21 protein-coding genes are annotated in these 21127 nt (G+C 47.5%); 13 read left to right on the forward strand and 8 right to left on the reverse strand.

What is annotated here, in order from left to right; genetic code table 11:
- Position 1 precedes the first annotated feature (1 nt).
- Together metK and ABCW47_RS12900 are read right to left on the reverse strand one after the other, a co-directional pair.
- The gene (gene metK, locus ABCW47_RS12895; protein WP_343210347.1) at positions 2 to 1189 is read right to left on the reverse strand and encodes a methionine adenosyltransferase; all 1188 of its coding nucleotides are present in this window, start codon (positions 1187 to 1189) and stop codon (positions 2 to 4) included.
- 94 nt (positions 1190 to 1283) lie between these two features.
- Complete coding sequence (locus tag ABCW47_RS12900) at positions 1284 to 1796, reverse strand: hypothetical protein (protein ID WP_343210348.1); 513 nt, start codon at positions 1794 to 1796, stop codon at positions 1284 to 1286.
- Positions 1797 to 2222: 426 nt separating this feature from the next.
- On the opposite strand from ABCW47_RS12900, the gene ABCW47_RS12905 reads away from it, so the two are divergent.
- The 8 genes from ABCW47_RS12905 to ABCW47_RS12940 all read left to right on the forward strand — a co-directional run bounded on the left by ABCW47_RS12905 (position 2223) and on the right by ABCW47_RS12940 (position 10137).
- Complete coding sequence (locus ABCW47_RS12905; protein WP_343210349.1) at positions 2223 to 3794, forward strand: sensor histidine kinase; 1572 nt, start codon at positions 2223 to 2225, stop codon at positions 3792 to 3794.
- 5 nt (positions 3795 to 3799) lie between these two features.
- Positions 3800 to 4492, forward strand: coding sequence for a response regulator transcription factor (locus ABCW47_RS12910; RefSeq protein ID WP_343210350.1), 693 nt, complete (start codon positions 3800 to 3802; stop codon positions 4490 to 4492).
- Between the two features lie 51 nt (positions 4493 to 4543).
- Positions 4544 to 5239: an RluA family pseudouridine synthase gene (locus ABCW47_RS12915; protein WP_343210437.1), complete on the forward strand. Its 696-nt coding sequence runs from the start codon at positions 4544 to 4546 to the stop codon at positions 5237 to 5239.
- 198 nt (positions 5240 to 5437) lie between these two features.
- Positions 5438 to 6511: an ABC transporter substrate-binding protein gene (locus tag ABCW47_RS12920; RefSeq protein WP_343210351.1), complete on the forward strand. Its 1074-nt coding sequence runs from the start codon at positions 5438 to 5440 to the stop codon at positions 6509 to 6511.
- Between the two features lie 39 nt (positions 6512 to 6550).
- Complete coding sequence (locus ABCW47_RS12925; protein WP_343210352.1) at positions 6551 to 7300, forward strand: ABC transporter permease; 750 nt, start codon at positions 6551 to 6553, stop codon at positions 7298 to 7300.
- Between the two features lie 118 nt (positions 7301 to 7418).
- On the forward strand, positions 7419 to 8003 hold the full coding sequence (locus ABCW47_RS12930; protein WP_343210353.1) for an ATP-binding cassette domain-containing protein: 585 nt from the start codon (positions 7419 to 7421) through the stop codon (positions 8001 to 8003).
- A 187-nt stretch (positions 8004 to 8190) separates the two neighbouring features.
- Positions 8191 to 8550: a BlaI/MecI/CopY family transcriptional regulator gene (locus tag ABCW47_RS12935; RefSeq protein ID WP_343210354.1), complete on the forward strand. Its 360-nt coding sequence runs from the start codon at positions 8191 to 8193 to the stop codon at positions 8548 to 8550.
- Positions 8551 to 8604: 54 nt separating this feature from the next.
- Positions 8605 to 10137: a M56 family metallopeptidase gene (locus ABCW47_RS12940; RefSeq protein WP_343210355.1), complete on the forward strand. Its 1533-nt coding sequence runs from the start codon at positions 8605 to 8607 to the stop codon at positions 10135 to 10137.
- A gap of 56 nt (positions 10138 to 10193) precedes the next feature.
- Here the strand turns inward: ABCW47_RS12940 and aroC are convergent, their stop codons facing one another.
- Complete coding sequence (gene aroC / locus ABCW47_RS12945) at positions 10194 to 11297, reverse strand: chorismate synthase (protein WP_343210356.1); 1104 nt, start codon at positions 11295 to 11297, stop codon at positions 10194 to 10196.
- Positions 11298 to 11462: 165 nt separating this feature from the next.
- On the opposite strand from aroC, the gene ABCW47_RS12950 reads away from it, so the two are divergent.
- The gene (locus tag ABCW47_RS12950) at positions 11463 to 11639 is read left to right on the forward strand and encodes a hypothetical protein (protein ID WP_343210357.1); all 177 of its coding nucleotides are present in this window, start codon (positions 11463 to 11465) and stop codon (positions 11637 to 11639) included.
- Between the two features lie 48 nt (positions 11640 to 11687).
- Here ABCW47_RS12950 and ABCW47_RS12955 read toward each other — a convergent pair whose 3' ends face one another.
- On the reverse strand, positions 11688 to 11900 hold the full coding sequence (locus tag ABCW47_RS12955) for a chorion class high-cysteine HCB protein 13 (protein WP_343210358.1): 213 nt from the start codon (positions 11898 to 11900) through the stop codon (positions 11688 to 11690).
- A 172-nt stretch (positions 11901 to 12072) separates the two neighbouring features.
- Positions 12073 to 13452, reverse strand: coding sequence for an MATE family efflux transporter (locus ABCW47_RS12960; RefSeq protein WP_343210359.1), 1380 nt, complete (start codon positions 13450 to 13452; stop codon positions 12073 to 12075).
- Between the two features lie 270 nt (positions 13453 to 13722).
- Between ABCW47_RS12960 and ABCW47_RS12965 the strand changes: the two genes are divergently transcribed.
- Complete coding sequence (locus ABCW47_RS12965; RefSeq protein ID WP_343210360.1) at positions 13723 to 14220, forward strand: L-2-amino-thiazoline-4-carboxylic acid hydrolase; 498 nt, start codon at positions 13723 to 13725, stop codon at positions 14218 to 14220.
- Between the two features lie 93 nt (positions 14221 to 14313).
- Here ABCW47_RS12965 and ABCW47_RS12970 read toward each other — a convergent pair whose 3' ends face one another.
- Positions 14314 to 14850, reverse strand: coding sequence for a helix-turn-helix domain-containing protein (locus ABCW47_RS12970; protein WP_343210361.1), 537 nt, complete (start codon positions 14848 to 14850; stop codon positions 14314 to 14316).
- A 234-nt stretch (positions 14851 to 15084) separates the two neighbouring features.
- On the opposite strand from ABCW47_RS12970, the gene ABCW47_RS12975 reads away from it, so the two are divergent.
- Entirely contained in the window at positions 15085 to 15741 is a 657-nt protein-coding gene (locus ABCW47_RS12975) for an NfeD family protein (RefSeq protein WP_343210362.1), read from the forward strand.
- Between the two features lie 18 nt (positions 15742 to 15759).
- Positions 15760 to 17214, forward strand: coding sequence for a flotillin family protein (locus ABCW47_RS12980; protein WP_343210363.1), 1455 nt, complete (start codon positions 15760 to 15762; stop codon positions 17212 to 17214).
- A 64-nt stretch (positions 17215 to 17278) separates the two neighbouring features.
- Here ABCW47_RS12980 and ABCW47_RS12985 read toward each other — a convergent pair whose 3' ends face one another.
- On the reverse strand, positions 17279 to 18790 hold the full coding sequence (locus tag ABCW47_RS12985) for an IMP dehydrogenase (RefSeq protein ID WP_343210364.1): 1512 nt from the start codon (positions 18788 to 18790) through the stop codon (positions 17279 to 17281).
- 276 nt (positions 18791 to 19066) lie between these two features.
- Between ABCW47_RS12985 and ABCW47_RS12990 the strand changes: the two genes are divergently transcribed.
- The gene (locus ABCW47_RS12990; RefSeq protein ID WP_343210365.1) at positions 19067 to 19972 is read left to right on the forward strand and encodes a S8 family peptidase; all 906 of its coding nucleotides are present in this window, start codon (positions 19067 to 19069) and stop codon (positions 19970 to 19972) included.
- Here the strand turns inward: ABCW47_RS12990 and ABCW47_RS12995 are convergent, their stop codons facing one another.
- A complete protein-coding gene (locus ABCW47_RS12995) occupies positions 19973 to 21007 on the reverse strand; it encodes an FAD:protein FMN transferase (RefSeq protein WP_343210366.1) in 1035 nt (344 codons plus the stop codon).
- Positions 21008 to 21127: the final 120 nt, after the last annotated feature.

Genomic DNA, 21127 nt, shown 5'->3' on the forward strand with positions numbered 1-21127 from the left:
ATTATTTATCAGCAGCGAGCTTCTTTAGCTCATCCGCCTTGTCAAGTTTTTCCCATGGAAGATCCAGATCAGATCTGCCAAAATGACCGTAGGCCGCGGTCTGCTTATAGATCGGCCTCCTTAAGTCCAGCATCTGTATAATACCAGCCGGACGCAGATCAAAGGCTTCCCGTACGATATCGCTTAATGCTTCATCGCTTATTTTGCCTGTGCCGAATGTATCAACCATGACAGAAGTGGGCTGTGCAACGCCGATGGCATAAGAAAGCTGCACCTCACATTTATCGGCCAGGCCGGCTGCTACTACATTTTTGGCCGCATAGCGGGCGGCGTACGCAGCAGAACGGTCTACCTTGGTACAATCCTTGCCTGAAAAGGCCCCGCCGCCGTGGCGGGCAGCCCCGCCGTAAGTATCAACTATAATCTTCCTGCCGGTAACGCCGCTGTCCCCGTTGGGACCGCCGATAACAAAACGGCCGGTGGGGTTGATGTAGAATTTTGTATCCTCATCGATCATTTCACCGGGAAGAACCGGGTCAAATACATATTTTTTGATATCTTCATGAATCTGTTCCTGTGTCACATCAGATTTATGCTGGGTGGAAAGAACTACCGCATTCAGATGGATCGGTCTGCCCTGTTCATCGTATTCCACTGTTACCTGTGACTTGCCGTCCGGACGCAGATAAGGCAGCGTGCCATCCTTGCGGACCTTGGTAAGCTGTCTGGTGAGCCGGTGTGCAAGGTGAATCGGATATGGCATATATTCTGGTGTTTCATTCGTGGCATAGCCGAACATCATGCCCTGATCCCCGGCGCCGATTGCCTCAATATCTTCATTAGACATTCTGGCTTCCAAAGCCTTGTTGACCCCCATTGCGATATCAGGGGACTGCTCGTCCAGCGCAACGATTACGCCGCAGGTATCTGCATCAAATCCGGCATTGGAAGAGGTATAGCCCACCCCCCGAATCGTGTCCCGGACAATTTTCTGAATATCAACATAACCTCTGGTAGTTACTTCTCCCATTACCAGGACCAGTCCGGTGGTAACAGCTGTTTCACAGGCCACGCGGCTCATGGGGTCCTGCTCCAGCAGAGCATCTAATATGGCATCGGAAATCTGATCACAGATTTTATCGGGATGCCCTTCTGTAACTGACTCAGAAGTAATCAGTCTTTTGTTCATTTGTAAATCTCCTTTCATATCTCTGGTCTCAGGCCCTGTACAGGCCTGAACATATAGCTATAACGATACAACCTTTCCTATATTCAGTCAAGCATTACTGGATCTCCTGTCGAATTTGATTGAAATTATAGGCAATAAGCAGAATCATAAGCAGGTTAATCACACCCAGAATCATGGCGAGAATCTCAATATAAAACAGATTGGCCGTTATAAAGAAGCAGATCTGGAAGATACAATAAAAATTCCGTATCCCCGCCAGTGTGTTGGCCCGCGCGGTAAGCCCGCTCTGCCGGCAAAGAGCGCTGATTCCGGCCAGCAGCATAAACCAGAAGGCCACATTGATAAAATATACAATTGCATGAACCAGATAGATGTTAATAGGAACCACCCACGTAACAGCGCTATAGCAGATCAGTACGATACAGACCGGTTTGAATTTCCTGAAACCGGAGGAAAGCTTTTCAAAATCGCACAGTGCCAGAAAGATCAGGATATACCCGATGAAGTTCGGCAGAATATCCAGTGAGGCGCCTCCCAGACCAATATTAAAATCTAAATGAATCAACAGCATGGCAACGATAAGTTTCATAAATGTTTTCTTGTTCATATCCCCGTAACCCTTCTCTTATGTAAACTATAGTCCGGGATAAATCCCGCAGTAAAGAACAGTATAACATAGTTTGGGGACGTTAAAAACCCTAATAGCTCCGTCAAATAACAGAAAATATAAAATAAGTTTATACTTCATGAAATGTTTATAAAGTTTCCCGACAGCCGGTGGAAATATGGTATAATATTCGAAAGCCAAGCCATGCAAGACCAGGAGCCGGAAGAATCCTATGCTTGCATAAAGGATTCTTCCGGCTCCTGGTCTTATAGGGCGCAGCCCGAAACCGAGCCGACCGGAGGAAGGCGAGGTTGCATGGCTTGCGGATAGCAGACAGGGCGCAGCCCGAAACCGAGCCGACCGGAGGAAGGCGAGGTTGCATGGCTTGCAGCGGCATACTAATTTACTTCGACCTGGAGGTTTTTCATGAAACTGCGGGAACGTCTGATGACGGCTTTTTTAATCACGATGCTATTTCCAATTTTGCTGCTGGCAGTTGCCGGCGGCCTGATTTACGTGCTGCAGAATAATTCGATTGAGAAACATTATGATGTAAATGACGGTGTTACGCAGGTCCTATACAGCCCGATCCGGATTTTTGATAAAGCGACAAAGGAAACCTTTGCACAGGTTCAGAAGACGGCAGCAGAGAACCCTGAGAAGTTTGAAGATATGGAATATCTCACCGGGCTTGATCAGGAGTTAAACACCTGCTCATCCTTCCTGCTGGTGCGAAAGGGAAACGAAATTTTTTATAATGGCGATGCTTCCGCTTACCGCACAATGGAAGCGGAGCTGCCCGACTATTCAGGGCCGGATTCCTATGAAGGAAGCTATTACATGAGCGGGGAGAAGGCGTTTCTGCTCAAGCAGCAGGATTTTTTATTCTCGGATGGATCAGAGGGATCGCTTTTCCTGGTGACGGATGTGAATACGCTCCTGCCCCAGGCTAAATCTTTTATCAGCCAGATACTATTTTCGATTGTTTTGATTCTCTGCATCACGGCATTGATCCTGACCTACTGGATCTATCAGGGAATTTTCCGGCCGCTGAGCGAGCTGTGGAAGGCTACCAATGAAATACAGAAGGGAAACCTGGAGTATTCGATTAAGGCGGAGTCGAACGACGAGATCGGCATGCTGTGCAGAGATTTTGAGAAGATGCGTATCCGCCTGAAAGCGATGATTGACCGCCAGATACAGTATCAGGAGGACTCCAGGGAACTGGTGGGGAATATTTCCCATGATCTGAAGACTCCGCTGACGGCGATAAAGGGATATACAGAAGGCATCATGGATGGTATCGCAGATACTCCCCAGAAGCAGGAGAAGTACCTGAAAACGATTTATGCCAAAGCGAATGACATGACCTATCTGGTGGACGAACTGGCTGATTTTACGAAAATCGAGAGTGATGCCATGGTTTATAATTTCAAGGAATTAAATGTTGCGGAATTTTTCTCGGACTGTATTAATGAACGCAGCCTGGATATGGAGGTAAAAAATATAGAACTCTGCTACTATAACGAGATTCCGCAGGATGTGACGGTTATGGCCGATGGAGAGCAGCTAAAGAGGGTAATTAATAATATTTTCGGGAATTCTCTGAAATATATGGACAAGAAGAAAGGGATTATCAATATACGGATCAAAGACCAGGGTGACTTTGTGGCAATTCAGATAGAGGACAACGGCAAAGGGATTGCCAAGGATGAAGTGGATCATATTTTTGAGAGATTTTACCGGACGGATGCTTCCAGAAATTCGGCAAAAGGTGGAAGCGGACTGGGGCTTTCCATTGCCAAGAAGATTATTGATGATCACGGGGGAAAAATATATGCGAAGAGCGGAGAGGGCATGGGAACTGCGATCTGCTTTACGCTGAAAAAATACGGAGCCAGAGGGGAGAAGGCTGAGGCTGAAATTCCGGTGCCTCCGCCGAAGAAACGAATTATAAGGATTCCTTCCAATCCATTTAAAAATCATGAAAGGATGTGAAAGACGTGGATCGAGTTCTGATTATTGAAGATGAGATTACGATCGCAGAGCTGGAGAAGGACTATCTGGAGCTGAGTGATATTCAGGTGGATATTGAGTGCAACGGGCCCGCCGGACTGGAGGCGGCTCTGGCTGAGAACTATAATCTGATTATACTGGATTTAATGCTGCCGGGACTGGATGGGTTTGAAATTTGCAGGGCTATCCGGGAGAAGAAGAATATTCCGATTATTCTGGTTTCTGCCAAGAAAGAGGATGTAGACAAAATAAGGGGGCTTGGACTGGGAGCGGACGACTATATGACGAAGCCGTTCAGTCCCAGTGAGCTGGTCGCCAGGGTGAAGGCCCATCTGGCGAGGTATCAGCGGCTGATAGGTTCCGGCATAAAGGAAAACGAGATTATTGAGATCAGAGGACTTAAGATTGATAAAACAGCCCGCCGTGTGTATATTCACGGAGAGGAGAAGCAGTTTACCACGAAAGAATTTGATTTGATTACATTTCTGGCACAGAATCCCAACCACGTTTTTACGAAGGAAGAGTTATTTGAAAAGATCTGGGACATGGAGGCGATCGGCAACGATACGGCCACGGTGACGGTTCATATTAAGAAGATTCGGGAAAAGATTGAGGTGGACACTTCAAAGCCTCAGTATATAGAGACGATCTGGGGTGTGGGATACCGGTTCAAAGTGTAGGAAAGATAAGAAAGGGACGGGAGGGCGGGGAGATTACCTCCGGGATTGAAGATGAACTTGAAAATAGTAATGGAAGATACCCATTTTATCGTGTGTGAGAAACCGCCGGGAGTGCCGTCTCAGGGGGACCGGTCCGGAGCTCTGGACATGATCAGCCTTCTTCGCAATTATAGAATGGAGAATGAAAACTCAGACGGCATTCCTGAGATTTATCCGGTACACCGGCTGGACCGCCCGGTGGGAGGAGTAATGGTATATGCCAAGACTCCGTTTGGCGCCAGGGAACTGAGCCGGCAGGCGGCCGGGGAAGGAATGAAAAAGAAGTATCTGGCTGTTGTGGGACAGGATCTGAGCAGCAGGCAGGGAGAAAATCCCGTACTGCTGATTGACTGGCTCGTCAGAGACGGGGCCAGGAATATGTCAAGGGTGGTGTCCGCGGATACTCCGGAAGCAAAAGAGGCAAAGCTCTATTATCAGGTCAGGCAGGTACAGGATGGCTGTTCCCTGCTGGAGGTGACGCTGCTTACCGGCCGGCATCATCAGATAAGGGTACAGCTTGCAAACGCAGGAATTCCCATTTACGGTGATACAAAATATAACTCGTCCTTTCAGGCCTACAGAGGGAAAAATCAGCTTGCCCTGTTTGCATATGAACTGAAATTCAGGCACCCAAAGACCGGAAGAGAATTAAAGTTCAGACAGAAGCCGGAGTACGGAATATTCCGTGATTTTACGGCGGGCGTATGATGGCGGATAGACTATGATGCGGTACAGATGGATTGAAAAATGCATGAGAGAGAAGATCTATCGGGGAGAAAATTAGTAATAATTACTAATTTTCTCCCCGAACTGTTGACGGCCGTGTGCTGTTAAGATATAATAAGCTCGATAGATCTGACCGGACGCCCAGGAGGCTACCGGGAAGAAAGAAAGGAAGAGATAACTATGAAAAGCAACATGAAAAGACTACTGGCACTGATCCTTGTGTGCGCGATGGCAATGGCTATGTTAACCGGCTGCGGCAAGAAGGAGGAAAACCAACCTGAGAACACTCCATCTGAGTCTCAAACAAATCAGGATGACGGTGATCAGACACCGGAACCGAAGGTTGAGGACGAAGAAAAAGAAAAGCTGGATATTAACGTAGCTGCATTAAAAGGGCCGACTATCATGGGTATGGTTAAGCTGATGAAAGACAGTGACGACGGCACAACTGCAAATAACTACAATGTTACGGTTGCAGGAGCAGCGGATGAGGTAACTGCGGGCCTTATGAAAGGTGATATCAGTATTGCCGCGATTCCCAGCAATCTGGCATCGGTTTTGTATAACAAATCCGAGGGAAAAGTTAAGGTTGCGGCGATTAATACCCTGGGAGTTCTCTATATTCTGGAAACAGGAGACTCCATCCAGTCAGTGGAAGATTTAAAGGGCAAGACGATTTATACGACCGGTAAGGGAACGACGCCGGAATATACATTGAATTATCTGCTCACATCCTATGGGCTTGATCCGGAGAAGGATGTGACGATTGAATTTAAGTCAGAGGCAGCAGAGGTTGTATCCCTGCTGGCCGGGACAGAGAATGCAATCGCTATGCTGCCCCAGCCCCAGGTGACCATTGCCATGAGCCAGAATGAGAAGCTCAGAGTCGCGCTGGATGTCACCAAAGAGTGGGAGGCGAAAGCAGAAAACGGCAGTACGATAACGACCGGTGTAATTGCGGTGAATGCTAAATTCCTGGAAGAGCATCCGGAGGCCGTGGAACAGTTTCTGACCGAATATGAAGCTTCTGCTAAATATGCAAATGAGAATATAGATGAAACAGCTGCACTTTTAGAGCAGTATGATATTTTTAAAGCCGGTGTGGCGAAGAAGGCAATACCTATGTGTAATATTACCTTTATCCGCGGTGATGAAATGAAAACAAAACTAAATGGTTACCTGGAAGTTTTATTTGAACAGAATCCTCAGGCCGTTGGCGGGAAATTGCCGGCGGATGATTTCTATCTTAAATAAAGTGAGGACTTAATGAAAAGCTAAAGGACAGGAGTGACCATGAAAAAGTATCATTATAAGATCATTACGGTCTGCTTCTGGCTGGCCGTGTGGCAGATTTTAAGTGTGGTTATTCAGGAGGAGATGCTTTTTGCATCTCCTCTTATCACAATAAAGACATTGTTTCGCCTTCTGGCGCAGTCAGATTTCTGGAAGGTTATTGCCAGCTCATTTCTCCGCATTACAGGAGGCTTTTTTCTCGCGCTTCTGGCGGGGATTTTACTGGCGGCATTTTCTTATTACAGCCGGCTGGTTAGAGAGCTGATGAGCCCGGTTATGAAGGTGATACAGGCTACTCCGGTTGCATCGTTTATTATTCTGGCGTTAATATGGATTAATTCCAAAAATCTGGCGGTGCTGATTTCATTTCTAATTGTGCTTCCTGTAGTGTATTCTAATGTCCTCCGGGGATTTCTGGAAACTGACAGGAAACTTCTGGAGATGGCCAGAGTATTTAACATCCCGTTCTTCTTAAAAATGCGCTATATTTTTCTGCCCTCTGTGCGGCCCTATCTGATCTCCGCGATTTCTGTAGGGTTAGGTTTATGCTGGAAGGCGGGTGTGGCGGCTGAGGTGATCGGCCTGCCTGCGAATTCCATCGGAGCAGAATTATACGATGCTAAGCTGTATCTGCTGACGCCGGAGCTGTTTGCCTGGACGTTTGTGATTATACTGCTGAGTATGGGATTTGAAAAACTGGTGATGTATCTGATCAGACGTATATCCGGGAACAGAGTGAAAAATGTGTAGGTGCATACGGGGCGATATGCAGGGAGAATAAGGGTTGAAAGAGATCTTTCAACTCTGCGTATTAGGGTCTGTTCCCGTTTTGGAAGCAGCTCAAAACGGGAAAGGCAGGGGAAGAGATATGAAACAGAATGAGATTGTTCTTGAACATATAAAGAAAGCATATGGCCAGCTGACCGTTTTTCGGGACCTGAATCTGACTATTCCCGGCGGAAAGATAACTGCTCTGATGGGAGCGTCCGGAATCGGCAAGACGACGCTTCTGCGCATTCTGATGGGTCTGGAAAAGCCGGACAGCGGCCGGATTACCGGGATGGCCGGCCGGCGGATGACGGCAGTATTTCAGGAAGACAGGCTCTGTGAGGAAGAGGATGCCTTTGTGAATGTGAAGCTGGGATGCGGATTTGACCGGTCTGACGAGATGATCCGGAAAGAGTTTGAACGGGTTGACTTGAAGGACTATGAGAAAAAACCGGTCAGCAGCCTGTCCGGAGGAATGAAACGCCGGGTGGCTATTGTGCGGGCAATGCTTGCACCAGGTGATCTGGTGATTCTGGATGAGCCGTTTCAGGGGCTGGATAAGAACTTAAAGGAACTGGTAATGGACTATGTCGCGGCAAAAGTACAGGGGAAAACGGTCATAATGGTAACCCATCAGCGGGAAGAGGCGGAGAAATTGGCGGAGCAGATACTTACCCTGGAATAAGAAAAAGGCTATTGGACACAGAGTGATAAAAACACTCTGTGTCTTTTTCTTTGCTTAGGAAGATTCTAAACTTAACTTAGTAACAAAAAGACCTGGTGGGGATGCGTACTTCTTTTATTGACAGATGCACACGACTGTGGTAGTGTAGAGATAGATAAACTACTGGAGTCGTGTAAAGGAGAATGAGATGGATATTAAGCTGTTTGATTCTGAATTAAAAGTTATGTCTGTGCTCTGGAATGAGGGAGACACTACCGCCAAGCATATTTCTGATGTGCTGAAAGAGGAGACAGGCTGGAATATGAATACGACCTATACACTGATTAAAAGATGCATTAAGAAGGGGGCAATCAGCCGCAGCGAGCCTAATTTCATGTGTCATGCGCTGGTGCCCAAGGAAGCGGTACAGGAGGCGGAGACGAATGAACTGATTAACAAGGTGTATGATGGATCTGCTGATAAATTATTTGCGGCGCTGCTGGGGAGAAAGAAACTCTCACCGGAACAGATTGAGAAACTGAAACAGATTGTTGACGGTCTGGAATAAGAGGACAAGGCTGGTTAAAACGGACAGCGTAAATGCTTCGGAATGGAGGGAAATATGAATCTTCTGCAAATGAGTATTGCCGGCGGGGTGATGATACTGGCGGTTGCCGTGATACGTGCGCTGTTCCTTCATAAGCTGCCAAAGAAGACCTTTGTTATTTTATGGGGTATTGTACTGCTGCGGCTGATGATTCCCGTTTCACTGCCGTCAACTTTCAGTATTTATTCGTTTACCCCGGCGATGGATGCGGTAAAGGATACCCCGGCGGAGAGATACCTGCCGATTTTTCAGGAGGCAGAGACCGTTTCGCAGCCGGAGCAGCCGATCCCGGAGCGGAATCGATTTCCTCTTTGGACATTTATTTGGGCGGCCGGAGCCGTTCTCAGCGCCTTGTTCTTTGTCTTGTCTTATATCCGGTGCCGGCTTGATTTCCGCACTTCTCTTCCGGTCAATCATGAATATGCGGACAGATGGCTGAAAGAGCATTCTCTCCGCAGAATGATTTCCATCCGGCAGTCCGGCTGCGTAGCAGCTCCGCTTACTTACGGGATCATCCATCCGGTTATTCTGATGCCGAAATCAACGGATTGGACAGATACCGGGCAGATGGAATATGTTCTGGCACATGAATATACCCATATCAGGAAAATGGATGGGATAAGGAAACTTGCGCTTACAGCGGCTCTGTGCGTTCATTGGTTCAATCCGGTGGTCTGGCTTATGTATTATCTGGCTAACAGGGATATTGAACTGTGCTGTGATGAGGCCGTGGTCCGGATGTTTGGACAGGGAACCAGATCTGCTTATGCCTTTACACTGATCAGCATGGAAGAAAAGAAAAGCAGTATTCAGCCGCTTTGCAGTAATTTCAGCAGGCCTGCCATTAAAGAAAGGATAACCGCAATTATGAAAATAAAAAAGAAATCATTGTCAGCCGTTTTGGCTGCAGCCGGACTGATCATTGCAGTATCTGCAGTGTTTGCCACGTCCGCTGTCGCTGCAAATGAACCTGTTTTACAGCTGGGGCAGAAGATGAGCCAGCCGCTTTCCCATATCGGCAAATGGAAACCTGGTTCAAAGGCGGAGACGGAATCCGGGCAGATTTTTTCTGTTGACAGCGTAGAACTTCGCAGCTATGAACCTGGATATCCTTATCTTCATCCGGTCTATACCAACAGAACAGATCAAACTGTAACAAAGATTCAATATAGTATGCTGGCCTTTGATAAGGATGGCCAGCCGCTGAAAATCAAATGGTTCCCGATGGATTCATCCTTCCGGATTGCCTATAGCTATATGACAGACGAGGAACTGAACCTAAAGCCGGGCAAGACCTATGATGTGAGGGGAGGCTGGTCTCTGTATCCGAGCGGGGACTGGGCGGAACTGACTAGGGAGGAAAAGAAGGAGGAAGGATCTGCCAGAGTGGTTTACTCTATGTACTGCATCAGTCAGATTACATTTAAGGACGGAAGCAAGTGGGTGAATCCGGACTTTGAGAACTGGAAAGATACTTATACGGGGAAAAAAGCAGAAGTTTCATTTCTGCAAAATTATTACCCCAGGGAATATGCGGTAACACAGTAAAATTAATTGGAGCTTAAAACACACCGGGCGGCTAACAGCCGCCCGGTGTGTTTTATTTATGATACATAGAAGTCTTTCAGGCGATCCAGCCTGCTGTGCATGTTTAAAAACAGCTGGTCCACAAGAGTGACGGCAACCATAGATTCCACCACTACAACAGCACGGGGGACAATAACCGGATCATGACGGCCTTTGATATTAACCGTAATGTTTTCACCCTGTTTATTTACAGTTTCCTGCGTACGGGCAATGGAAGGGGTGGGCTTTATGGCCGCCCGGAGGATAAGAGGGGAACCATCGCTCATTCCGCCCAGAATACCGCCCGCATGGTTTGTACGCTTCTGCAATTTTTCATCCTTATCAAAATAAAAACTGTCGTTGTTTTCAGAGCCGGTTCTCTGTGAGACCTGGAACCCATCTCCGATTTCCACTCCCTTGACTGCACCGATCGACATCACTGCCCTGGCCAGACAGGAATCCAGTTTGTCAAATACCGGCTCTCCTATTCCCGGCGGCATGCCGGTCACAATACATTCAATTACACCGCCGGCGGAATCCATCTCATTCATTTTCTCACGAAGATAGGCATCCGTCCGCTCCGCTGCCAGAGAATCCGGCATGGAGAAGGGATTTCTAGAAATCTCATCCCAGTCAAATTTGCTATAGTCGACAGCCACAGGGCCGATGGAACGGGTATAGGCTCTGACGGTTATATGAAGCTCTTTTAAGATCTCGGCGGCGATTGCGCCGGCTGCGACCCGGGCAATGGTCTCCCGGCCGGAAGAACGGCCGCCTCCCCGATAATCCCGAAATCCATATTTCGCATCGAAGGTATAGTCGGCGTGTCCCGGACGATAGCAGCCTGCTATCTCGGAATAATCCCTGGAACGCTGATCTTCATTCCAAACCGCTATGGAGACAGGCGTGCCGGTAGCACGGCCTTCAAAGACACCGGATAAAATATGAGCCTTATCCCCTTCCTGACGTTTTGTAGTGAACCGGGAAGTTCCGGGCTTTCTTCTATCTAAATAATTCTGAATCATATCTTCATTTAACGCAAGGCCGGCCGGCACCCCGTCCACGACTACGCCGATACCCTGACCGTGGGATTCTCCCCAGCTGGTGATGGTAAATAATCTTCCATATACTGAACCCGACAAAACAGCACCTCATTTCTCTTCCTGATATCAATTTATTCTTTTGTCATTATAGATGAAAAGAAAAAAGAGTACAACCATATTCTTTGGCACCTTGTACTTATTTTTGCATATTATAAAGCAGAAGGACAAAAATCCTTTCGACCAGGAAAACGTAGGAGGTACCATATGGAACTGTGGAAACAGGATGATGATGCGACTCAGCTGGTGGTAGAAGATAACACCATCTATGAAATAGATTTGAACTGTCTGTGGTGCAGAGAGCACCAGAAAGCAAGGGAAGAAGCTATGTGCGGCTGTCCGGCGGCCGATACGGATCGGCATGCGGGGCGTGTCCCGAATTAGAGCAGAAATACGACACCGGCTTACGCCGGTGCCGTAAATTCCAATTTCTTAGCAGAAGCCGTTGCCGCCACAGCAGCAGAGGATAAGTATAATCCAGATGATGGAACCGCAGTCATTGCCGCCACAGCCGGAATTGCCACAACCAAAACCGTTGCCGCCGCAGCAGCACAGAAGGATCAGAATCAGCCAAATACAGCTGTTGCCCCCTTCACATCCACATCCACATCCGCTGCCGCAGTTTGTTGCTGCTAAATCACTCATGTTAAATCCTCCTAATTTTCATTACACTTCATCATATGTACCTTGGCTTGACTAATTTCGCAAAATATCAGAAGAAAATAAAAACTTCTCTGAAATACAGAAAAAGATGCCGGAAAACATGGATTTTCCGGCATCTTTAATAGGAATGATTTAAAATGAACTGCGGATCTCCTTAAACCTGCGACGGCTGGGAGAGCGGTTTGATCATCTGGTGAAAAATACGTTTCAGGAAGAGCAGGCTGAGCAGAAGGGATACCACTTCGGCGATCGGGAAGCACCACCATATCATGTCAAGCCCCAAGGTTTGAGCAAACACCCATGCAACAGGCAGGAGCACAAAAAGCTGTCTGCACAGGGACATGATGAGACTTAAGACGCCGTTGCCCAGAGCCTGAAAGACAGAACTGAGCACAATGGAGACCCCGGCCAGGACAAAATGGACACTGATAATCCTCAGAGCCGTGATCCCGATGGTCATCATTTCTTCGGAAGCCTTGAAAAATCCCAGAAGCACATCGGGCAATAACTGAAACACTGCCAAACCAACGACCATAATAGCAGTAGCACCGATGACACTGTATTTGATCGTGTCGGTAATCCTTTTTTTGTTTTTCGCACCATAATTATAAGCGACAATAGGAACCATACCATTATTTAATCCGAATACCGGCATGAAGATAAAGCTCTGCAGCTTAAAATATACGCCGAATACAGATACGGCAGTTGTGGAAAACATCAAGAGGATACGATTCATTCCATAAGTCATAACCGACCCTATTGACTGCATAATAATAGAAGGAAGTCCCACTGAGTAAATTTGCCGTATCGTACGGCCGTGGGGCCTGAATCCCTTCAGAGACAGGGAGATCTCTTTATTCTTGGTAACATTAAACATCAGGGAAAGTGACATTCCCAGAAGCTGGCCTATGACAGTGGCCAAAGCCGCACCCGCCGCTCCCATGCGGGGAAATCCGAAGAAACCGAATATAAGGATAGGGTCCAGAATAATATTCGTAATCGCTCCGGCTCCCTGGGTCAGCATATTATAAAAAGTTTTACCGGTGGACTGCATCAGACGTTCACTGGTGATCTGCATAAAAATACCAAAGGATGCGATCGTACAGATGGACAGATAGTCGACACCGTGACGTATAATCTCCACATCACTGGTCTGGGACTGAAAATACATCCTGACAAAGAAGATGCCAAATATGGCAAATGCGATATAGCTGAGCACCGCTAAAAAGAGTCCGTTCACAGCCGCCAGGTTTGCCTCTTTCTGCTTTTTCTCTCCCAGGCTTCTGGACAGGAGTGCATTGACGCCCACTGCGGTTCCCACGCCGACAGCTATCATTAAATTTTGTATGGGGAAAGATAAAGATACTGCCGTGAGGGCGTCTTCACTGAAATGTGAGACAAAGACTGAATCCACTACGTTATACATTGCCTGTACCAGCATCGAGATTATCATCGGTGCGGCCATTGTTACCAGCAGCTTTTTAACAGGCATAATGCCCATTTTGTTTTCTTGTTGTACGGTGTTCCCCGCCATTTGTTACCCCTCCATGTCCCAGCAGCCAATTATAAAATCAGCACTTTTCGTATTCTCCCGCACTTTTTGTCGATTAGTAAGGAAATAAGGCTATTTTAAGGGAAAGTAAAGAAGCTGTCAAGGTTCATTGACACAGAAGAGGAGTTAATTGTATAATCAATAATAGTATATTTGTCAGAAATTGAGTCGTTTTGGCGAATTTTGCTAAAAGGAACAGTCCGGCAGCTAACAGCCGCCGTGGCCTATAAATTATTTCAGGAGGAGATACATATGTCAGACATTAAAAATTTATCACTGGTATTCAGCGATGAAAAGGTAGCAATCAACAGAAAGGCAATTGAGCACAGAGCAACCTGGATGGGCCTTACCTATGACGAGGGAATCAAAGCAGGTGTGGATGCGGAAGCGATTGCAAGAAAAGCAATTACCCGTACCGGCCATGTACACGGAGCTAACTTTAAAGCAGCCTGTCAGGATTCCACAGATTGCAGCCAGTTCTGTGCAGCTTTCCTGGACGATCTTGGAAAGACAACCTTCCAGATGGACGTTACAGAGTGCACAAAAGACGACTTAAAGATCGAATTCCATTACTGCCCGCTGGTAAGTGCATGGCAGAAGCTGGGCTTTGACGATGAGACCTGTGCAAAGCTTTGTGATATGGCTATGGACGGCGATAGAGGGATCGCGGCAGAGAACGGCTTAAAGCTGGATCTGACCGATACGATTGCGAAGGGATGTCCAACCTGCAAACTGCATTTCCATAAATAAAAGAACCGAAGTGATAAATTGATCGAAAGCCCTCTGCGTTAAAAACGCAGGGGGCTTCAATTATAGAAAAAACTGTCTCAAATATGGCTTAATTCATTGAATTTTTTCATCCAGCATCAGGAAGGCTTCCATCTTCAGTTCCCGGCTGGAGTATATCCCATTCTGGGACAGGCGGATAACTGCTTTTGCATGTCCGGCAGCCGCGTCCTGGTTCCCCAGTTCTTTCTTTTTCTTCGCAAGTGCCAGGTGGCTGTGGGCCGACAGGGCGCAGGCCTCATCATACAGTGGATCATCATCGGACAGATGGGGCTCCATCAGGGATATCACCTGTTCAAACCGTCCGAAATGATAGTGTTCTTTTGCCCTCAGCAATTCTGCGGCCAGGCCGGAAGGGGAGGGACCGGGTTTGCCCTCATACCATGCCAGATCTTCAGGAGATACCAGCGAAGCAACCGGAACACCGAGCTTCCCTGCGATATATTCCAGAGTATTAATAGATGGAAGAGCAGTACCGCTTTCAATCTGGCTCAACATATTTCTTGTAATAAAATCTCCTACCACTTCACTCTGTGTCATTCTTTTTGAAAGCCGAAGCTCCTTAATCCGTTTCCCCAATTCTCTGGAGTCCATGTTATCACTTCCCAATCTGCAGCCTGTCTGAAACAGGATATTCGTGCGTAAATAATATTTACCTTACAGAAAGTCTAGCAGAATAAAGGAAAAAAAGCAACACCGTTCAACAAATTTACAAAAGATTTACTGGGGATATCTTGACAGAAACAGGGAACCTGTTATAATGAAGGTAAATAAAATTTACTTATAGATGAGACTTATTCATCTGCAATGACCGGGGGAGGTGATTGTATGGCTGCGTGGTGGGATAGTCTGGATATGTTGCTCAGAGTGTTGTATTGTATTGCGATTCCGGCGACTCTGCTGTTGATCATACAGACTGTATTGATTCTGTTTGGACTGGGAGACGGCGGGGAGGGAGTGGAAACCAGTGATACATCCGGCCTGGATCTGGATACGGATGTGGACCTGGATGCAGACTTTGATGTCGATGCAGATCCGGATGCGTTTTCTTCCGAGGGAAGCAATCCGGGGGATTTTGCTACTCTGAAATTGTTTACATTTCAGGGGTTTGTGGCTTTATTCAGTGTGTTCGGCTGGACTTCAATCGCTATGGTAAAAAACGGGATAAACACCGGTATGTCTCTTATTTCCGGTTTGGTCCTCGGATTTTTGTTTATGTATATCATTGCGAAGCTGTTCCAGGTATTTTCAAGACTTACATCCAATGGAACGGTAAATACGAAAAATGCGCTGGGATTAAGCGGTACCGTTTATCTGCGTATTCCGGGAAAAGGCGGCGGCCATGGCAAAGTAAATCTGAATATCCAGGGACAGTTTATGGAGTTTGATGCTATAACGGAGAGCAGTGAACCGATTCCCACGGGAGAAGCGATCCGGGTTACTGATATCCGCGGTGATTGTCTGGTTGTGGAGAGAGATATATAAGAGAGAAGGAGGAGAAGTATGGAACTTGAGGTGTTAATTGCGATATGTGTGGGTGTTGTCGTTTTATTTGTTTGCCTGATCGGCATCCTGTCCAGATATCGGAAGTGTCCGTCCGACAAGGTTCTGGTTATTTATGGTAAGGTGGGAAACGACAAGGATGGGAGCCGGTCGGCAAAATGTATTCACGGCGGGGCGGCATTTATTGTGCCGGTGCTGCAATCCTATCAGTATATGGACCTGACCCCTATATCCATCAATGTGGATTTGAAGAAGGCCCTGTCCAAACAGAATATCCGTGTGGACGTTCCTTCCCGGTTCACGGTAGGTATTTCCACGGAAGACGGAGTCATGCAAAACGCGGCGGAGCGTCTTCTGGGGCTGAAATTGAGTGAGATTCAGGAGCTTGCCAGCGATATTATCCTGGGTCAGCTGCGTCTGGTTATTGCAACCATGGACATTGAGGAGATTAACTCGGACCGTGATAAATTCCTTCTGGCGGTCTCTAACAATGTGGAGATAGAGCTGAAGAAGATTGGTCTGCGTCTGATTAACGTAAACGTGACGGACATTAACGATGAATCCGGCTATATTGAAGCACTTGGAAAAGAAGCGGCCGCAAAGGCGATCAATGATGCCAAGAAGAGCGTGGCTGAGAAGGACAGAGACGGTGAGATCGGTCAGGCGAACGCAAGAAGAGATCAGCGTATTCAGGTATCGGCCGCAAATGCGGATGCGATCCAGGGTGAGAATACTTCTAAGATTGAGATTGCTCAGTCGGATGCCGCCAGACGTGAGAAGGAGGCGGAAGCCCTGCGTATTGCCACTGCTGCAGAGGCAGTACAGGCTGCCAAGGCTAAAGAAGAAGCTTATGAAGCGCAGAAGCAGGCGGAGACAGCCCGTGCCCAGCTGGAACTTGCCACACAGCAGGCTGATATTCTGACTAAGGCCAAGACGGAGAAGGAACGGGTACAGATTGAGGCGGAGGCAGAGGCTGAAGTAATCCGCAGGAAAGCAAAAGGTGAGGCTGACGCGATCTTTGCCAAGATGGAAGCCCAGGCCCGCGGTATTCAGGAGATGCTGTCCAAACAGGCGCTTGGTATGAAAGAACTGGTGGATGCGGCAGGCGGCAGGCCGGATGATGCAGTTAAGCTGATCGTGGCCGATAAGCTGCAGGATCTGATGCAGATTCAGGTGGAAGCCATCAAGAACATTAAGATTGATAAGGTTACAGTTTGGGATTCCATGGGCGGAAAGGATAATTCCCCCACAACTGCCAACTTCCTGTCCGGCATGTTAAAGTCGGTTCCTCCGTTAAACGAACTGTTTAAGCAGGCGGGGATGGAACTTCCGGCTTTTCTGGGCAAAGATCTGGAGACTTTGGCCAGAGAGCAGGAGGCTGAGAAAACGGAAGCCGAGGAAATTCAGGCGGAACGGCCGAAGGATGAAGACGAAGAGAATAAATTCGATTTTTAAAAAGACAGGTATAGAAAAAACCCCGGAGATGTGTTTCTCCGGGGTTTTCATATTATAGAATCTATTAATTCATCTGAGCAATATTGTTATCCTTCACAACTACATCGTGAGCGCCGCCCTCCACAATACTTACAGAGGAAACCAGAGTAAGTCTGGCTTTATCCTGGAATTCCGGTATACTTAACGCACCGCAGTTGCACATGGTGGAACGAATCTTGCTTAAGGTGATATTTAAATTGTCATGGAGACTTCCGGCATAGGGAACATAGGAATCCACGCCTTCTTCAAAGGATAGTTTTTTAGATCTGCCCATATCATAACGCTGCCAGTTTCTGGCTCTGGCGGAACCTTCTCCCCAGTACTCCTTCATATAATTGCCGTTTAACATTACCTTGTTGGTGGGGCTTTCATCAAACCGGGAGAAGTATCTGCCCAGCATGCAGAAGTCAGAGCCCATAGCCAGCGCAAGAGTGATATGATAATCATATACGATACCGCCGTCCGCGCAGATCGGAACATAGATACCGGTTTCTTCAAAATACTCATCTCTGGCTTTGGCCACTTCAATCACTGCTGTGGCCTGGCCGCGGCCGATGCCCTTCGTCTCACGGGTGATACAGATGGAGCCCCCGCCGATACCGACTTTAACAAAATCAGCGCCTGCTTCAGCCAGGAAACGGAATCCGTCCCGGTCAACCACATTGCCGGCGCCCACCTTTACTGTCTCTCCATAGTGTTCCCGAATCCACTGAATGGTAATTCTCTGCCATTCTGTATAGCCTTCGGAAGAATCGATGCACAGCACGTCCGCGCCCGCTTCTACAAGAGCAGGTACCCGTTCTGCGAAATCTCTGGTATTAATACCTGCGCCCACCATATAGCGTTTGGAGGAATCCAGAAGTTCTGTCGGATTATCTTTATGAGAATCATAGTCTTTTCGGAATACAAAGGATACCAGTCTCTGATTATCATCCAGAATCGGCAGCGCGTTCAGCTTGTGATCCCAGATTACATTGTTGGCTTCCTTTAGTGTGATACCTTCTTTTGCGTAGATCATCTTCTCGATCGGGGTCATAAACTCACTGATCAAAGTAGACGGGTCCATACGGCTGACACGGTAATCCCTGCTTGTCACGATACCTACAAGCTTTCCGTTCGGGGTCCCGTCATCTGTTACGGCTACCGTGGAATGTCCGGTTTGTGCTTTTAATTCCAGAATATCGGCCAGTGTCTGATCAGGACGGACATTGGAATCGCTGGAAACAAAGCCTGCCTTATAGCTCTTTACACGGCCTACCATCGCCGCCTGCTGTTCCACGGTCTGGGAACCGTAGATAAAGGAAAGACCGCCCTCTTTTGCAAGAGCAATCGCCATCTTATCATCAGATACGGATTGCATAATTGCAGAAACGAGCGGAATATTGATAGAAATTGCGGGTTCTTCGGTTCCTTTTCTGTACTTTGTAAGAGGGGTTTTCAGTGTAGCATTTGCAGGAATACAATCGGCGGAAGAATAGCCGGGTACCAATAAATACTCACTAAACGTATGGGATGGTTCTTCGTAATAGAATGCCATTTCATCTACTCTCCTTCATATGATTTTAATTTATATCGTAAGACTTTTTTGTCATAAAGGCAAGGTTTATTTCTCTTTCCGGTAAATTTTCATCACATTGTCCCTGGCAGCGCAGCTTATCCTGTGATTTTTCGCACTTCTGACCAAGAATTTTCCTTCTACCCCTATGTTCGGAGTGAAAAGAAAGGACAACTTGTCCGCCGCAGACGGAGAAGAGTGTTCCGCAACCGGGCAGCCGCGAATATGATAATAGAAAAAAGGCGGATGTAATATGACATGAGTTGGTTTCAGGAGGTGGGCCTTGATGAGGTTCACCGAAGGGGCGTTTATGGAGCCGGAGTCGGAGTTGCCGTTCTGGATACGGGGCTCTATCCCCATCCGGATTTTGGGAATCGGATCACGGCTTTTTACGATGCATTGAAGAAAAAAGACAGCCCCTATGATGATGCATCCCACGGAACACATGTGGCGGGACTGATCGGCGGAGACGGTTCAGCCTCCGGCGGCAGATATATCGGAGCGGCTCCGGCCTGCTCCCTGATCGGCGTCAAGGTATTAAATCACCAGGGAAACGGTATGATACCCGACGTATTAATCGGACTCAACTGGATATTGGAAAACAAAACCAAATATAATATCCGGATATTAAATATTTCAGTAGGAACTAAAGGAGATACACTGGCAGACGAAGATTCCGTGCTGGTAAAGGCAGTAGAAGAGGTGTGGAACGCTGGAATTGTAGTGGTGGCCGCAGCGGCTAATAACGGTCCGCTGCCCGGTTCAATCGGCTCTCCGGGCATCAGCCGGAAGATTATAACCGTAGGAGCTTCCAACGACTATGTTCCCATCGAGTCCAGAGGAAGGAAATTGAAAAATTACTCCGGAAGAGGACCCACGGCGTCCTGCATCCGAAAACCGGATATTGTGGCGCCGGGAGCAAAGATGATCTCCTGCAATGTACCCAATTCCGCGAATCGGAATCTCTATGCGGTAAAGAGCGGAACCTCTATGGCCACGCCTGTGGTTTCGGGGGCAATTGCCCTTCTTTTGTCCCGGTATCCGGAGATGACAACCAGAGAAGTGAAAATTCGGCTAAAAGAAAGCGCGGTCGATCTGGGACTTCCAGGAAACCAGCAGGGCTGGGGACAGCTTGACGCAGGACGGCTGGTGTTCGGCTCCTGATTATCTGGTATCTGTGACGGTAACTGCCTGCTCAAAGCCGGCTGAACAGTGAAGCTCATAATCCTCGGTGATAAAAACCGCGTAGATATCAGGCAGAGAGTCGATCAGCGCCATTCCTTTTTCCATTCCGAGAACAAAACAGGCGGTACTGAGCGCATCACCATCCACCGACTTTTCAGAAATTATTGTTACGGATACCAGATTATTATCTGTGGGATAACCTGTGGCCGGATCTAATATATGGTGGTAAAACGTACCATCCTGGGTAAAGCACCGTTCATAAATCCCGGAGGAAACCACAGAACAATCACTTAAATCCATCAGAGCGATTGTCTCGTTTCTATTCTGAAAGGGGGCCTGTATTCCGATCTGGAAGGGCTCCCCTTTTTTGTCTCCGATGCACAGTACATTGCCGCCCAGATTGATTACGGCCGAGGTGATTCCATGTTCAATGAGAAATTCCTTGATCCGATCTGCAATATAACCCTTTGCAATGGCCCCCAGATCCAGTTTCGTGTCCGGGTCGGAGAAGGTAAGCTTTTCGTCTTTTATTGTAAGAGACTGGTAATCAACATGCTTTAAGCCTTCCCGCAGCTGATCCTGGCTGGGCACATGAGGCGATGAGGAAGTAAAGTCCCACAGAGAACTGACGCTTCCAATGGCAGGATTAAACGCTCCGCCGGACAGCCGGGCATAGGCAAGCGCATCGGATAAAAGGGGTTCAAGGTCTGCGCTCAGGCGGACAGAGTCTGACTTGCGGTTATTGACCTGAAACAGTTCGCTGCCCTCCATAGTGCGGGAAAAAATCCTCTCATAATAACGGCACAGATCAAAGCTCTGTTCAATCAGCTGTTCGTCAAGACGGTGGTTTTCCGAGGCATAGAGCGTAATGGAACAGGCTGTATTCAGCACAAAGGCATTGCCGGTTACCGGATCAGGGTATACTATTTTTCGAATTCCCAGATAAAACAGGGAGACGAACAGGAGAAGGATTGCTATATAGAGTGGAAAATTCTTTTTGAACCGTGCTTTCAAATATTTTCCCTCCTGTCTTTTAATGTATGAGCTATATTTTATATGATAGGATCAGTGCTGTAAAGCAGGAGCTTGAAAAGGCCATGTTGTAATCCCGGCCGGTTTGAGATAAAATAAGAC

Origin of the sequence: Anaerolentibacter hominis (genome assembly GCF_032380675.1) — a bacterium.
GTDB lineage: Bacteria > Bacillota > Clostridia > Lachnospirales > Lachnospiraceae > Anaerolentibacter > Anaerolentibacter hominis.

Coding starts and splice junctions, on each gene's coding strand:
- metK (WP_343210347.1), bottom strand. CDS start 1,189: ATGAACAAAAGACTGATTACTTCTGAGTCAGTTACAGAAGGGCATCCC.
- ABCW47_RS12900 (WP_343210348.1), bottom strand. CDS start 1,796: ATGAACAAGAAAACATTTATGAAACTTATCGTTGCCATGCTGTTGATT.
- ABCW47_RS12905 (WP_343210349.1), top strand. CDS start 2,223: ATGAAACTGCGGGAACGTCTGATGACGGCTTTTTTAATCACGATGCTA.
- ABCW47_RS12915 (WP_343210437.1), top strand. CDS start 4,544: ATGAACTTGAAAATAGTAATGGAAGATACCCATTTTATCGTGTGTGAG.
- ABCW47_RS12920 (WP_343210351.1), top strand. CDS start 5,438: ATGAAAAGCAACATGAAAAGACTACTGGCACTGATCCTTGTGTGCGCG.
- ABCW47_RS12925 (WP_343210352.1), top strand. CDS start 6,551: ATGAAAAAGTATCATTATAAGATCATTACGGTCTGCTTCTGGCTGGCC.
- ABCW47_RS12930 (WP_343210353.1), top strand. CDS start 7,419: ATGAAACAGAATGAGATTGTTCTTGAACATATAAAGAAAGCATATGGC.
- ABCW47_RS12935 (WP_343210354.1), top strand. CDS start 8,191: ATGGATATTAAGCTGTTTGATTCTGAATTAAAAGTTATGTCTGTGCTC.
- ABCW47_RS12940 (WP_343210355.1), top strand. CDS start 8,605: ATGAATCTTCTGCAAATGAGTATTGCCGGCGGGGTGATGATACTGGCG.
- ABCW47_RS12950 (WP_343210357.1), top strand. CDS start 11,463: ATGGAACTGTGGAAACAGGATGATGATGCGACTCAGCTGGTGGTAGAA.
- ABCW47_RS12955 (WP_343210358.1), bottom strand. CDS start 11,900: ATGAGTGATTTAGCAGCAACAAACTGCGGCAGCGGATGTGGATGTGGA.
- ABCW47_RS12960 (WP_343210359.1), bottom strand. CDS start 13,452: ATGGCGGGGAACACCGTACAACAAGAAAACAAAATGGGCATTATGCCT.
- ABCW47_RS12965 (WP_343210360.1), top strand. CDS start 13,723: ATGTCAGACATTAAAAATTTATCACTGGTATTCAGCGATGAAAAGGTA.
- ABCW47_RS12970 (WP_343210361.1), bottom strand. CDS start 14,850: ATGGACTCCAGAGAATTGGGGAAACGGATTAAGGAGCTTCGGCTTTCA.
- ABCW47_RS12975 (WP_343210362.1), top strand. CDS start 15,085: ATGGCTGCGTGGTGGGATAGTCTGGATATGTTGCTCAGAGTGTTGTAT.
- ABCW47_RS12980 (WP_343210363.1), top strand. CDS start 15,760: ATGGAACTTGAGGTGTTAATTGCGATATGTGTGGGTGTTGTCGTTTTA.
- ABCW47_RS12985 (WP_343210364.1), bottom strand. CDS start 18,790: ATGGCATTCTATTACGAAGAACCATCCCATACGTTTAGTGAGTATTTA.
- ABCW47_RS12990 (WP_343210365.1), top strand. CDS start 19,067: ATGAGTTGGTTTCAGGAGGTGGGCCTTGATGAGGTTCACCGAAGGGGC.